The following is a 14,616-nucleotide window of genomic DNA, read 5'->3' on the forward strand; positions in this document are numbered from 1 at the left end:
AAATAACCAGCCCTTATTTCTGCTCTTGCAGAGCTTTGATGGTCTCCATGACGTAATCGCCAAATTCACGGCAAGTAGCGCCGTTATCGCGGCCGGTGATGACAAGCTTTTTCTCTTTGAACATGCAGATATCCAAAGCCTGCTCCAGCAGATCGGCCTTTTCTTGGCGGCCGATGTGGGACAAAAGCATGACCGTTGCCCGAAGCATAGAGCAGGGATCGGCATATTTGTCGCGGCCTTCGGCCACCATGCGGGGAGCCGAACCGTGGATGGCTTCAAACATGGCGTAGCGTTTGCCGATGTTGGCGCTGCCGGCGGTGCCGACGCCGCCCTGGAACTCAGCGGCTTCGTCGGTGATGATATCGCCGTACAGGTTGGGCAGGATAAATACCTTAAAGTCACGACGGCGTTTTTCGTCGATGAGCTTTGCAGTGGTGATGTCGATGTACCAGTCATCGGTGACGATATCCGGATACTCTTTGCCGATCTCCTGGCAGAGCTTGAGGAATTTGCCGTCGGTGGTCTTGACTACGTTTGCCTTGGTGATGATGGATACCTTGCCCTTTTTCGCCTTATGGGCATACTCATAAGCCAGACGGGCGATGCGTTCCGTGCCTTCGGTGGTGGTGACGGTGAAGTCCACAGATAGATCGTCGGTCACATGTACACCCTGGGAACCCAGGGCATAGGCACCTTCGGTGTTTTCACGGTAGAAGGTCCAGTCGATACCCTTTTCCGGGACCTTAACGGGACGGACGTTGGCAAACAGATCCAATTCCTTGCGCATGGCCACGTTGGCAGACTCGATGTTGGGCCAGGGATCGCCGGCGCGGGGGGTAGTGGTGGGACCCTTGAGGATGACGGGGCACTGTTTGAGCTCCTCCAGAACGTCATCCGGAATGGCCTTGCCCACTTCCGCGCGGTGTTCAATGGTCAGGCCGTCGATGACCTTAAACTCCACCTTGCCGCTTTTGACTTCGTCATCCAGCAGGTACTCCAGCACACGTGCCGATTCTTTGGTGATGACCGGGCCGATGCCGTCGCCGCCGCACACGCCGATGGTCAGCTTATCCAGCTTATCGTAATCGATGAAATCCTTCTGTTCCGCCATGCGTTCCACACGAGCCAGCTGGGAACGGATGACTTTGTCAAACTGCTCATGGGCAGCAGCGATTTTTTGTTCCATATCCATGATAAAATCCTCCTTATTGGTAGGCAATGACTAGGCTTGTTCTCTGGTGTAGTTGAGCAGTCCGCCGGCCAGCATCATGGCGCGCTGACGGTCTGACAACTGGCAGTTAACCTTCATCTTAGTGCCCTTGGTCTTATTCTCAAGGATGGCCTGTCCGCCTTTTTCCACAATGGAACGGATATCCGGCAGAACCAGCTCATCCATTTGATCGATGGTGTCGTAGTCGGCTTCGTTTTCGAAGGTCAGGGGTAGGATACCGGCGTTGACCAGGTTGGCCTGATGGATGCGGGCAAAGGATTTGGCAATCACGGCCTTGATGCCCAGATACAAAGGAACCAGTGCCGCATGCTCGCGGGAAGAACCTTGGCCGTAGTTGGAACCGCCGACGATGATGCCTTTTCCTTCCGCCTTGGCTCTGGCCGGGAATTCCGGATCACATACCGTAAAGCAGAAATTGGACAGATGCGGGATATTGCTGCGGAAGGGAAGGATCTTGGCGCCGGCCGGCATGATGTGGTCGGTGGTGATGTTGTCGCCAACCTTCAGAAGGGCCTTGGCATCGATGGTCTGGGCCAGAGGCTCCGACTGGGGGAAGGGCTTGATGTTGGGGCCGCGGAGGATTTCTACCTGATCGGCATCCTCAGGAGCGGCGGGTTCCACCACCATATTGTCGTTGATGAGGAAGGTGCCGGGCATTTCAATGTCCACCGCTTCGCCCAAAGTACGGGGATCGGTCAACACGCCGGTGAGAGCCGAAGCAGCGGCGGTTTCGGGGCTGACAAGATAAACCTGAGCATCGGCAGTGCCGGAACGGCCCAGGAAGTTACGGTTAAAGGTACGCAGGCTGATACCTGCGGAATTGGGGGACTGTCCCATACCGATGCAGGGACCGCAGGCGCATTCCAGCACGCGGGCGCCGGCGCCGATGATATCGGCCAAAGCGCCGTTCTGGGCCAGCATCTGATAAACCTGTTTGGAACCGGGCGCAATGGACAGGCTGACGCTGGGGCACACCGTCTTACCCTTGAGGATCGCGGCCACACGCATCAAATCCAGATAAGAGGAGTTGGTGCAGGAGCCGATGACAACCTGATCCACCTTGATAGCGCCGATATCCTCCACAGCCTTGACGTTGTCGGGACTATGGGGCATGGCGGCAGCGGGACGCAGAGTGGAGAGATCGATGTCGATGACTTCATCGTACTGAGCGTCGGCATCGGGGATAAGCTCCACCCAATCCTCCTCGCGGCCCTGTGCGGCCAAAAAGGCGCGGGTGATGTCGTCCGACGGGAAGATGGAGGTAGTAGCGCCCAATTCAGCGCCCATGTTGGTGATGGTGGCGCGTTCCGGCACGTTGAGAGAACGGACGCCTTCGCCGCCGTACTCCACGATTTTGCCTACGCCACCCTTGACGCTCATAATGCGCAGCACTTCCAAAATGACGTCTTTTGCCGAAACCCAGGGAGCTAATTTGCCGGTCAGATTGACCCGGACCATCTTAGGCATTGTAATGTAGTAAGGGCCGCCACCCATGGCGACTGCTACGTCCAGACCGCCGGCGCCGAAGGCCAGCATGCCGATCCCGCCGCCGGTAGGGGTATGGCTATCCGAACCGATCAGGGTTTTACCCGGTTTGCCGAAGCGTTCCAGATGCACCTGGTGGCAGATGCCGTTGCCGGGACGGGAAAAATAGATGCCGTGTTTTTTGGCGATGGACTGAATGTAACGATGATCGTCCGCATTCTCAAAGCCGGACTGGAGGGTATTGTGATCGATGTAAGCTACCGAACGTTCGGTTTTGACACGATCTACCCCCATGGCTTCGAATTCCAAATAGGCCATAGTACCTGTGGCATCTTGGGTCAAGGTCTGGTCGATTTTCAGGCCGATTTCCTGACCGGCCTCAGGTTTGCCGCTGAGCAGATGGGCGGAAATGATCTTTTGCGCTAAGGTGAGTCCCATAAGTTGCGAGCTCCTTTCTACTGCTACTCATAAATAATTAAAGGTAAGTAATCTTATTATGAGGGAAAGTGAGCCGTTTGTCAATTGTTTGACACCAATGCTAAAACATTTACCATTTTCTTTCATTATAGAAATTGTACAAAGGAAAACAAAAGAAATTGTTACAAAATACAGGAGAAATGGGGGTTAACTTTTTCCCCAGCTGGTGTTTATTGTGGTTTGACATCAAATCTTTGCGTGCTATAATAAGGTATTGATATTTTAATGCTATTTTAACCACCGATTGATTCAGGGAGAAGTTATAATTATGGATATGAGAGTAGGCATTGACATCGGTTCCACCACTGTAAAAATCGCGGTGCTGGACGCTCAAGACAACATTTTATTTAAGGCGTATGAACGCCATTATTCCAAGGTGCGCGAAAAGGCAGCTCAGATGCTGCATCGCGTAGAAGACCTGCTCCAAGGCCATCAGATTCACGTGGCGGTAACGGGATCAGCCGGTCTGGGCGTGGCCAAGACATGTAACCTGGAATTCGTCCAGGAGGTATTTGCTACGGCCGGCGCCATCGACCACTTTTTGCCGGATACCGACGTCGTAGTGGAGCTGGGCGGAGAAGACGCCAAGATTATCTTTTTCCAAGGTGGATTAGAGGAGCGTATGAATGGTTCCTGCGCAGGCGGGACCGGCGCATTTATCGATCAAATGGCCACTCTTTTGGCCGTCACCCCTGATGAGCTGGATGAGCTCAGCGAAGGGTATGAAAAAATTTATTCCATCGCCTCCCGCTGCGGCGTGTTCGCCAAGACCGACATTCAGCCCTTGCTCAATCAAGGCGCCCGCAAAGAGGATATCGCCGCCTCCATTTTTCAGGCGGTTGTCAACCAGACGGTTGCCGGATTGGCGCAAGGCCGACGCATCGAGGGAAAAGTGGTGTTCTTAGGGGGGCCCCTCTTTTTCCTCAAGGGCTTGCGCAAGCGTTTTGTGGAGACGCTGAAGCTCTCCCCGGAAAACGCTGTTTTCCCGGAGAATGCTGATTGTTTTGTATCCATTGGAGCGGCGCTTTACAGCGGCAAGCTTAAAACTTTATCGTACGAAGAGGTGTTGTCCCTGCTGGAGAACGCTACCGAACAGGTTAGTTTTAAAAATACGCTGGATCCTCTGTTTGCCTCCGAGGAGGAATACGAAGAATTTAAGAGACGGCATAATTCCAGTACCGTTCCCCAATTGGATCTTGCCGCTTATAGGGGAGACGCTTATCTGGGCGTGGATGCCGGCAGTACTACCACAAAATTAGTGCTCATTACCCCTGACGGCGGTTTGCTTTACAGCTATTATGCTTCCAACCAGGGCAACCCTGTGGCTATTGTGGAACAGGAACTCAAAAAGATCTATGATACTTGCGGCGATCGTGTCACCGTCAAGGGCAGCGCCGTTACAGGCTATGGCGAGGACCTCATCAAAAACGCCTTTAACTGCGACGCCGGACTGGTGGAGACGGTGGCCCATCTAAAGGCCGCCCAGCACTTTAATCCGGATGTGGATTTTATTTTGGACATCGGCGGCCAGGACATGAAATGCTTTAAAATCCGAAACGGCGCGGTGGACAGCATCATGTTAAACGAAGCCTGTTCCTCCGGCTGCGGATCCTTCATCGAGACCTTCGCCAAAGCGCTTGGATACTCCATCGCCGACTTTGCCAAGCTGGGCCTTTTCGCCAAACATCCGGTGGACTTGGGATCCCGCTGTACGGTGTTTATGAATTCATCGGTCAAGCAGGCTCAAAAGGAAGGCGCCGGGGTGGACGATATCTCGGCGGGACTTTCCATCAGCGTGGTCAAGAACGCCATCTATAAGGTTATCCGTGTGGCCAGCGCCTCCGACTTGGGACGGCATGTGGTAGTCCAGGGAGGAACCTTCCTCAACGACGCCGTACTTCGTTCCTTTGAAAAGGAATTGGGGGTGGAGGTCATCCGCCCCACCATCGCCGGACTTATGGGCGCCTTTGGCGCTGCTTTGTTTGCAAGGGATTTGGGTAAAGAAAAGTCGGACCTGCTTTCCCCTTCGGACCTACAGCAGTTTTCCTACACCTCCAAGTCGGTCAACTGCGGCTTATGCGGCAACAATTGTCATTTAACCATCAATCAGTTTGGCGGCGGCCGGAAATTTATTTCGGGCAACCGATGTGAACGTCCCTTGGGAAAGGGAAAAGCCAAGGATATCCCAAACATTTATCAATATAAGTACAAACGCCTGCAAGGTCTGAAAGGCGTGCCGGGCAAACGGGGAAAGATCGGTTTGCCTATGGGCCTCAATATGTACGAAAATCTCCCCTTCTGGCATGAGTTCTTCACCAGGCTGGGGTTTGAGGTGGTTTTGTCCCCGGAATCCAGCCGGGAACTGTACGTCAAAGGGCAGTATACCATTCCGTCGGATACGGTGTGCTATCCTGCGAAATTGATGCACGGCCACATTGAGGGGCTGCTGGATAAAGGGGTTACTACCATCTTTTATCCCTGCATGCCTTACAACTTCAATGAACACAAAGGCGATAACAACTATAACTGTCCGGTGGTGGCCTATTATCCGGAGCTGCTGGACGCCAACATTGAAAAGCTCAAGCATGTGCGGTTCCTGATGCCCTATTTTGGACTGCACCGTCCCAAGGATTTTACAAAACGGGCTGTGGAGTATTTTAAAGAACAGTTTGATATTCCTGCCAAAGAGGTCAAGGAGGCCGCCAAAGCCGCATACGATGCCTATCATCAGTGGCTGGAGGACATCCGCCAAAAGGGGCAGGAATATATCGACTACGCCCGGGCGCATAACATGCCCATCATCGTGCTGGCCGGCCGTCCCTATCACATCGACCCGGAGATCAATCACGGCATCGATCAGATGATTTCCTCCTTTGGTCTGGTGGTCATCAGTGAGGACTGTGTGGCCCATCATATGCCCTACCAGGCCCAGCACGTCCTCAACCAGTGGACTTACCATTCCCGCCTGTATTCCGCCGCCCGGTATGTGCTGACTCAGCCCGACATTCAGCTCATTCAGCTGGTGTCCTTCGGCTGCGGCATCGATGCCATCACCACCGACGAGGTGCGGGATATTTTGGAAAAAGGCGGTAAACTATATACCCAGCTCAAGATCGATGAGATCAACAATCTGGGCGCTGTTAAGATTCGAATCCGCAGCCTGCTGGCAGCCATGCAGGCAAGGAAGGAGGCCAAATAGTGGCAGAATTGGTGTATGACAAAGACGGGCGTCTTTTGTTTACCAAAGAGATGAAGGAGGAATACACCCTCCTCATGCCGCAAATGCTCCCCGTGCATTTTAACATGATGCGCAAATGCATGGAGATGAACGGTTATAAGGTGGATATGCTGACAAGCAATCACCGGGGCATCGTGGACGAAGGCTTGAAGTACGTCCACAACGATACGTGCTATCCCGCTCTGCTGGTCATCGGCCAGCTCATCGACGCTATCCAGTCGGGGAAATACGATCCTCATAAGGTGGGGCTTCTCATCACCCAGACAGGCGGAGGATGCCGCGCTTCCAACTACATACATCTGTTGCGCAAGGCGTTGGTAAAGGCCGGGTATGACTATGTGCCGGTGGTGTCCATCAACCTGTCGGGCTTGGAGAAAAATCCCGGCTTTAGCTTCGGCTTGACTCTGATTCGTCAGTTTGTGTATTCCATTGTGTACGGCGATCTGATCGTACTGCTGGCCAACCAGTGCCGGCCTTACGAGATTGTCAAAGGGGACACCGATCGCAAGATCCGGGAGTGGGAGGATCGGCTGACCAATGAGTTTAAGGACACTTCCACGTTGCGGTACAAAAAAGTGGTGGAAAACATGGAACTCATCGCCGCCGATTTTGCATCCATCCCGGTCAACCGGGTGCCTAAGGTGCGCGTCGGCGTGGTAGGAGAGATTTACATTAAATATTCCCCGCTGGGCAACAATAACCTGGAAGAATTCCTGATGTCGGAGGACTGTGAACCGGTTGTTCCGGGGCTTCTCGACTTCGTACTTTTTAAAATCAACAACCGCGTGGAGGACGTCGGGATTTACGGCGGCTATAAGCTGAAAAAGGTAATCGCCGGTGCATTGCAAAAATACGTGGAAAAATGCCAAAATGCTCTCATCGACGTAGTCAAGAGACATCCGGAGTTCCGTGCTCCCGAACCTTTCAGCCATCTTCATGAATTGGTGCAGGGATACCTGGGCTACGGCAATAAGATGGGAGAGGGATGGCTTCTGACAGGCGAGATGATCGAGCTTGTTAAATCCGGGACACCCAACATCGTCTGTACCCAGCCCTTTGGATGCCTGCCCAATCACGTAGCCGGCAAGGGTATGATCCGCAAGATCAAGGAGAACAACCCCGGGGCCAATATCGTGGCCATTGATTACGATCCCGGCGCCACCCGCATCAATCAGGAAAACCGTATTAAGCTGATGCTGGCCAACGCCCGCATCGCCTTGGAAAAGGAATTGAGCAAAGAACAAGGCGGAAGCTCGCAGTCGAGTGAAATAAAGACCGATTCCCAGCAAACGGCCCAATCGTCGATTGGATGAATGACCCTCCCTTTCCCCGGTAACAATAGGGGAAAGGGAGGCGATTTTTTTGGGAAAATCCAAGAAGAATCACAAGAAAAAACAAAAGATAGAGCGTTCATCCGGCATCTCCATGGGCGCCTATAGCGTTTATCGCGGATCCGAGAACCAAAATTCGGCATCCTCATCGGGACCCATGTGGTATTCTCAGGTACAGGGGTATCCTCCGCACCGCAATGGGATCCGCAGCAAAACCGTGACGCTGGGGAAAGAGGACAAAGGCGTCAAGCAGGAGGAGACCATCACCCCGCCGGAAGTCCCGGACATCCAGCAGGAGGACGAGGAACAGCAGGAGGTGTATCCGTCCACCGAGCAGCAGAAGCAGATCATGCAGATGGGATCCATCACCACCGCCAAGGGCAAACACATGATTCACTGCCTGACGGTCATCGGCCAGATCGAGGGACACTACATTTTGCCGCCTCAGAACAAAACCACCAAGTATGAACACGTCATTCCTCAGCTGGTTGCCATCGAAGAGGATCCGGAAATTGAAGGCCTATTGATTTTGCTCAACACCGTGGGCGGCGATATTGAAGCGGGATTAGCCATTGCAGAACTCATCGCCGGCATGAAGAAGCCGACGGTATCCCTGGTTCTGGGCGGCGGACATTCCATCGGCGTCCCGCTGGCCGTATCGGCCAAGTGCAGCTTTATTGCGCCGTCGGCCACCATGACGGTGCATCCTGTGCGTATGAACGGCCTTGTATTGGGCGTCCCGCAGGCATTCTCCTACTTTGATAAAATGCAGGATCGCATCACCCGGTTTATCACCGACAATTCCCACATCGATCCCAAACGTTTTTATGATCTCATGATGACCACCGGCGAACTGGTCACCGATGTGGGGACGGTGCTGGACGGCGAACAAGCTGTGGCAGAGGGGCTTATCGATCAATTAGGTTCTTTGTCCGACGCCATGAACTGTCTTTATCAGATGATCGAGCAGGGAGGAGGGCAATAAGATGTTCTACAGCATCGTGCCAACCGAAGCCATTCTGGGGTTGCAGGACATGGAAAAACGTGAGATAATAGAAACGCAAGCGGGATTTGTGGAAGCCGTCCAAACGCCGGATGGTCCTGCTGTTTCCCGTCTGATCTCCACCGATCCCAAAAGTTATCTCGATCCCCGCTATGCCCCGGGTTCCCCTTTGGATGGGGTTCCCATCGGCGTAGGGAGGAAGGAGAGGGTATAAGGGCAAGGCATTCATGTTTGATCCCTGTAAGGCATACCATTTCTTAAGACCAAAAACGGGGCAGAGGCGGTTTTTTACGTGCCGCAATGCCCCGTGGTTTTATTCTGATGGATGAGGCGGGGATGAAATGTCGATTTGGGATGCACTTGTGCAGGGGATCGTACAGGGAGTGACGGAATTCCTCCCGATATCCAGCGACGGCCATCTTTCACTGGTGCAGCATTTTACCGGTACGACCAGCGATAGTTCGCTTTTATTTACCGTGTTGCTGCATTTGGGAACGGTATTTGCCGTATTTTTTGTGTTCCGCCGTCTGATCGGGGAACTCATCCTGGAGTTTTTCCACATGCTGGGGGACATTGTCAAGGGACGCTTCCGATGGAAAGGCATGTCGGTCACCCGCCGTATGGTGGTGATGGTCATTGTGGCGGAACTTCCGCTGTTTGCGTTTCTGCCCCTCAAGGATCTCTTCTCCCACTGGTCCCAGGATGGGGATATTGTGGTGGAGGGAATCTGTTTCCTGGCTACAGGATGCCTTTTGATGATGGGGCATTGGGCGGGCAAACGGGATGGAGATAAAATCATCTCGGTACCTGATTCTTTGGCGATCGGCGCATTCCAGGGGCTTGCGGCGCTGCCGGGAGTTTCCCGCAGCGGCTCCACCATTGCAACAGGCCTCTTCCTTGGGCTTCCTAAGCAATATGCCGTACCGTTTTCCTTTGTGATAGGGTTGCCGGCCATTTTAGCCGCCAATGTTTTGGAGATCGGGGATGCGGTGGAACAATCCACATCCGTCGAATGGGCGCCGGTTCTAGTGGGCGTATTGGTGGCGGCTGTGGTGGGATTCTTCGCTATTAAGGCATTGGAGCTTTTGGTGAAAAAAGATAAAATGAATGTGTTTGGCATCTATTGCCTGAGTCTGGGAACGCTGGTTCTTTTGGAAGGACTGTATGAACACGCTGCCGGTCAGACTATTTTTCAGGCATTGTTAGGATAAGATTCAGATGAAAAAGTAGAGAAGAAGTAGAAAGGTGTTTACATATGGCGACCGCGACGACAAAGAAAAAGAAGCCTCCTCAAAAAAAAGCCCCTGCGAAGAAGACCACAGGAGCTAAAAAGTCATCACCGCCCCGTTCAGCAGCTGCCAAACAGTATGAAGAACAACGGCGTCAGCATCGACAGGCGTGGTCGGTGGTGTTGTTTGCCGTGGCCCTGCTGCTCATTGCCATGCTGTTTATTCCAGGACAGTCGCTGTGGGCGGGCATCCGGGGCGGACTGTTTGGACTGTTTGGAGTCAGCGCCTACGTTTGGCCGCCGGTGCTGATTTATATCGCCGTCATTGCTGCCTTGGATCAGCCCATCGGCAAGATCGGCACCAAGGTCTGGCAGGCGTTTACCTTGGTCGGGATGGTATGCAGCGCCATTCACATTTTTACCCATGCGGCTGGCGCGGCCGACATCGGCAGCTATTTCGCCGGATTGTGGGAACTGTTCCAGCAGGGGGCCAATGTCTCGGGCGGAGGTCTTATCGGTGGGATTTTGGGGATGCCGCTGTTATCCCTCTGCGGATCGGTGGGGGCGAAAATCGTCATCTGCCTGTTGATTTTTGTGTTTTTGATGCTGGTGACAGGAACCACACTTATTACGCTGTTCCGTTGGATCAAAAAACCGGCGAAGAAAGTCCGTCAGTCGGCGGCCCAGTCGAGGCAATACCGTCAGGAACAAGATGATTACAACGGCCCTACAGCCGTCCCATTTAACATTGATATTCCGGTGGACGATCCTATGCCGGAGCATCCTGTGCAGGCCGAAGCGCCGCCCAAACCTAAGCCAAAAAAGTCCTCCAAGCTGGAGAAATTGGAACGTCTCATGCGAGGAGAATCCGATCAGCCGAAGGCTAAAATCAAAGCAACACCGGCGCCAGCTCCACAACCGGAGCAGGAGGAGCCTCAGGGGGACAGTGCCGCTCTGGACGATATTGTGAACAAAGCAGCGTCCGAAGCAAAGCGTACCTCCGACCCGGCGCCTGCACCGATGACGCCTCTCCCGATGCCGGCAGCATCTTCCGGGGCCAAGACTCCTGTGACGCCTGAACCTGAGGAGGAGCCATACCGTTATCCGCCTACGTCGCTTTTGGAGCCTTCCCCGGCGGTGGACGAACGCAATGTGCAGTCGGAACTGCGCGCCAATGCCGACCGTCTGGTGGATACTCTGCGGAGCTTTGGCGTGGAGACACGAATTGTAGACATCAGCCGGGGCCCGGCGGTGACGCGGTATGAGCTCCAGCCGTCGGCCGGTGTCAAGATCAGCAAGATCACCGGTTTGGCCGACGATATCGCGCTGAACTTGGCGGCAGCTGGGGTGCGCATCGAAGCCCCTATCCCAAACAAGCCGGCAGTGGGCATTGAGGTGCCCAATAAAACGGTGCATGTGGTGCATATCCGGGAAATTTTGGATTCCCCGGCGTTTCAGTCTTCCCGCAGCAATCTGGCCGTCGCCTTGGGCAAGGACATCGCCGGCAGCGTCGCCTTAGCGGATCTGGGCAAGATGCCCCATCTGCTCATCGCCGGCGCAACCGGTTCGGGTAAATCGGTGTGCATCAACTCCATTATCCTGAGCCTTCTTTACAAATCGTCGCCGGATAAAGTCCGCCTTTTGATGATAGATCCCAAGGTGGTGGAATTGGGCGTCTACAACGGCATCCCCCATTTGCTGGTCCCGGTGGTTACCGATCCCCGTAAGGCAGCCGGCGCTCTGGGATGGGCGGTGACCGAGATGCTGGGACGGTACAAGATTTTTGCCGATTGCAACGTCCGCGACCTGCAAGCCTATAACCGTCTGGCGGCGACGCGGGAGGATCTGCGTCCTCTGCCCCAAATCGTCATCATCATCGACGAGCTGGCCGACCTGATGATGGCCGCTCCCAACGAAGTGGAGGATTCCATCTGCCGCTTGGCTCAGATGGCCCGTGCCGCCGGCATGCACCTTGTCATCGCCACCCAGCGCCCGTCGGTGGATGTCATCACCGGTATCATCAAGGCGAACATCCCCAGCCGTGTGGCCTTTTCGGTGTCCTCCCAGGTGGACTCCCGGACCATCCTGGACATGGGTGGAGCGGAGAAACTGCTGGGCCGGGGCGACATGCTCTTTTATCCGGTAGGGGCTTCCAAACCGATCCGTATCCAGGGCTGCTTTGTCACCGATACCGAAGTGGAATCGGTGGTACAGTACATCAAGGACAGCGGAGAAAAAACCGGCGAATACGATGAATCCATCATGGAGGAAATCGAAAAACAGGCCGCCAAGGAGAAAGCTCCCAAAGGCGGAGGCGCCGACGATGGCCAGGGGGATGAGATGCTTCCCCAAGCCATTGAACTGGTGGTGGAGGCGGGAGAAGCTTCCACATCCATGCTACAGCGCCGTTTGCGCCTGGGATACGCCCGGGCAGGCCGCATCATGGACGAGCTGGAACAGCGGGGCATCATCGGCCCGCACGAGGGAAGTAAACCCCGTAAGGTGCTTATGACCCGCCAGCAGTGGATGGAGATGAGCATGAACCGTCCCGACGACGGATCGGATACCACAGATTAAACAATGCAGGAAGCCGCTGGGAGTGTCTCCCGGCGGCTTTTTTTGCAGGGGGACAAGTGGCCGGACTGGACAAGTGTGTCCTGCCAAGGTATAATCAAACAACAGAAAGAATTGTATTTTTATCGATAGAAAGGGAGTTCTATGTCCTTTTTACCCATTACATCAGACGAAATGAAACAGCGCGGCTGGGATCGGCCCGACTTTGTGTTTGTCACGGGAGATGCCTATGTAGACCATCCCAGTTTTGGAGTGGCTATCCTGTCCCGCATGCTGGAGGATGAGGGATTCCGCGTGGCCATTCTGGCCCAGCCAAACTGGCGGGATGGGGAGGATTTTACCCGATTTGGTCGGCCGCGGCTTGGATTTTTGGTGACGGCGGGCAACATCGATTCCATGGTGGCCCACTACACCGCTGCCAGACGCAAGCGAAGCGACGACGCCTATTCCCCGGGCAACAAAGCGGGGAAGCGTCCCGACCGTGCGGTCATCACCTATTGTAAATGCATCCGGGCATGCTACCCGGATATCCCCATTGTGATCGGTGGGTTGGAGGCATCCTTGCGCCGCTTTGCTCACTATGATTATTGGGCCGATACGGTGATGCCGTCTATCCTGATGGATTCCGGAGCCGATCTCCTCACCTACGGCATGGGGGAAAAGCAAATAAGCCTCATCGCCCATCGATTGGCCGCGGGAGAGGACATCCACAGCATGACCGATATTTTAGGCACCTGCTATCTTATCCCCACCAGGCAGTACAGCCCCGGCCCGGTGAAGGAATGTCCCTCCTTGGAGCGGGTGCAGCAGAGCAAGCGGGAATACGCCGTGGCCGCCCGCATCCAGCAGGACGAACAGGATGCTGTCAGGGGAAAAACGGTCATTCAGCGGCATGGCGGTATGATTCTGGTGCAGAATCCACCTATGCCCCCTTTGAATCAGGAGGAGCTGGACCGGATCTATGAACTGCCTTACGAGCGCATGTTCCACCCGTCCTATGAGAAGGAGGGGGGCGTACCAGCCATCCAGGAGGTGGAATTCTCCATCACCCACAACCGCGGATGCTTTGGAGCCTGTAACTTTTGCTCCATCGCCTTCCACCAGGGGAGACAGGTGACCTGCCGCAGCGAAGCGTCGGTACTGCGGGAAGCGGAAAAGCTGACCAAGTCCCCTCGGTTTAAAGGATACATCCACGATGTAGGAGGTCCTACAGCCAATTTCCGTCATCCCTCTTGCAAAGGGCAGTTGGAGCGGGGACTGTGCAAAGGGAAAAAATGTCTGGCTCCTAAGACGTGCCCACAGATGGAAGTGGATCACAAGGAATATCTCGCCATGCTTCAGAAGATCCGGGCGTTACCCAAGGTCAAAAGGGTGTTTATCCGATCGGGCATCCGGTTTGACTATCTGATGGAGGATCCGGACGAGACCTTTTTAAAACAGCTGATTACATACCACGTCAGTGGACAGCTCAAGGTTGCGCCGGAACACTGTTCGGCTGCCGTGCTGGATAAAATGGGCAAACCCCACATCGAGACCTACCGGCGTTTTGCCAAGCGGTTTTACGAGATCACCAAAAGCATCGGAAAAAAACAGTATCTGGTGCCCTACCTCATGTCCTCCCATCCGGGGAGCACGTTGAAGGATGCGGTGGAGCTTGCTTTGTTCCTCAAGAAGGAGGGCATTCATCCCGAACAGGTGCAGGACTTTTATCCCACTCCCGGGACCATCTCCACCGCCATGTTTTACACCGGACTGGATCCTTACACGCTAAAAGAAGTGTATGTCCCGAAAAAGCCGGAGGAGAAGGCCATGCAGCGGGCGCTACTCCAATGGTTCATGCCCCAGCACAAGGAAAAGGTATTGGAGGCGTTGCGCAGAGCCGGGAGGTCGGATCTGATTGGAACCGGGCCGAATTGTCTGGTGGCGCCGGGAAAACCATTCCAAAACGGCGGGGGACAAAAAGGAAAGCATCTGCCAAGCGGTAGGAAACATGCAGTAGGAAAGGGGAGAAACGCCTTTGGCCAGACGAAAAAGAAGAAGGGCCGTTAA

9 protein-coding genes are annotated in these 14,616 nt (G+C 54.4%); 7 read left to right on the top strand and 2 right to left on the bottom strand.

The window, feature by feature from the left end; all coding sequences use genetic code 11:
• Window positions 1-13: 13 nt before the first annotated feature.
• Both C12CBH8_RS04215 and C12CBH8_RS04220 read right to left on the bottom strand, forming a co-directional pair.
• Window positions 14-1,192 carry an isocitrate/isopropylmalate family dehydrogenase gene (locus tag C12CBH8_RS04215; RefSeq protein ID WP_090267427.1) on the bottom strand — a complete coding sequence of 393 codons (1,179 nt, stop codon included), beginning with the start codon at window positions 1,190-1,192 and terminating at the stop codon, window positions 14-16.
• A 30-nt stretch (window positions 1,193-1,222) separates the two neighbouring features.
• Entirely contained in the window at window positions 1,223-3,154 is a 1,932-nt protein-coding gene (locus C12CBH8_RS04220; protein ID WP_090267424.1) for an aconitate hydratase, read from the bottom strand.
• A 307-nt stretch (window positions 3,155-3,461) separates the two neighbouring features.
• Between C12CBH8_RS04220 and C12CBH8_RS04225 the strand changes: the two genes are divergently transcribed.
• The 7 genes from C12CBH8_RS04225 (at window position 3,462) to C12CBH8_RS04255 (ending at window position 14,616) form a co-directional block, all read left to right on the top strand.
• A complete protein-coding gene (locus C12CBH8_RS04225; protein ID WP_215533609.1) occupies window positions 3,462-6,392 on the top strand; it encodes an acyl-CoA dehydratase activase in 2,931 nt (976 codons plus the stop codon).
• Window positions 6,392-7,744: a 2-hydroxyacyl-CoA dehydratase gene (locus C12CBH8_RS04230; RefSeq protein ID WP_215533610.1), complete on the top strand. Its 1,353-nt coding sequence runs from the start codon at window positions 6,392-6,394 to the stop codon at window positions 7,742-7,744. The genes C12CBH8_RS04225 and C12CBH8_RS04230 overlap by 1 nt, the downstream gene beginning before the upstream one ends.
• Window positions 7,745-8,024: 280 nt before the next feature.
• Entirely contained in the window at window positions 8,025-8,747 is a 723-nt protein-coding gene (locus C12CBH8_RS04235; RefSeq protein WP_390489963.1) for a ClpP family protease, read from the top strand.
• A 1-nt stretch (window position 8,748) separates the two neighbouring features.
• Window positions 8,749-8,979 carry a YlzJ-like family protein gene (locus tag C12CBH8_RS04240; protein ID WP_215533611.1) on the top strand — a complete coding sequence of 77 codons (231 nt, stop codon included), beginning with the start codon at window positions 8,749-8,751 and terminating at the stop codon, window positions 8,977-8,979.
• Between the two features lie 127 nt (window positions 8,980-9,106).
• A complete protein-coding gene (locus C12CBH8_RS04245; protein ID WP_215533612.1) occupies window positions 9,107-9,976 on the top strand; it encodes an undecaprenyl-diphosphate phosphatase in 870 nt (289 codons plus the stop codon).
• Window positions 9,977-10,020: 44 nt separating this feature from the next.
• Window positions 10,021-12,570 carry an FtsK/SpoIIIE family DNA translocase gene (locus C12CBH8_RS04250; RefSeq protein WP_215533613.1) on the top strand — a complete coding sequence of 850 codons (2,550 nt, stop codon included), beginning with the start codon at window positions 10,021-10,023 and terminating at the stop codon, window positions 12,568-12,570.
• A 141-nt stretch (window positions 12,571-12,711) separates the two neighbouring features.
• Window positions 12,712-14,616 carry a YgiQ family radical SAM protein gene (locus C12CBH8_RS04255; RefSeq protein ID WP_215533614.1) on the top strand — a complete coding sequence of 635 codons (1,905 nt, stop codon included), beginning with the start codon at window positions 12,712-12,714 and terminating at the stop codon, window positions 14,614-14,616.

It is taken from the genome of Solibaculum mannosilyticum (assembly GCF_015140235.1).
In the GTDB taxonomy this organism is placed as follows: domain Bacteria; phylum Bacillota; class Clostridia; order Oscillospirales; family Acutalibacteraceae; genus Solibaculum; species Solibaculum mannosilyticum.

Excerpts from the sequence above, each read along its gene's own strand:
- C12CBH8_RS04240 (WP_215533611.1), top strand. The coding sequence starts at position 8,749 with ATGTTCTACAGCATCGTGCCAACCGAAGCCATTCTGGGGTTGCAGGAC.
- C12CBH8_RS04245 (WP_215533612.1), top strand. The coding sequence starts at position 9,107 with ATGTCGATTTGGGATGCACTTGTGCAGGGGATCGTACAGGGAGTGACG.
- C12CBH8_RS04250 (WP_215533613.1), top strand. The coding sequence starts at position 10,021 with ATGGCGACCGCGACGACAAAGAAAAAGAAGCCTCCTCAAAAAAAAGCC.
- C12CBH8_RS04225 (WP_215533609.1), top strand. The coding sequence starts at position 3,462 with ATGGATATGAGAGTAGGCATTGACATCGGTTCCACCACTGTAAAAATC.
- C12CBH8_RS04215 (WP_090267427.1), bottom strand. The coding sequence starts at position 1,192 with ATGGATATGGAACAAAAAATCGCTGCTGCCCATGAGCAGTTTGACAAA.
- C12CBH8_RS04220 (WP_090267424.1), bottom strand. The coding sequence starts at position 3,154 with ATGGGACTCACCTTAGCGCAAAAGATCATTTCCGCCCATCTGCTCAGC.
- C12CBH8_RS04255 (WP_215533614.1), top strand. The coding sequence starts at position 12,712 with ATGTCCTTTTTACCCATTACATCAGACGAAATGAAACAGCGCGGCTGG.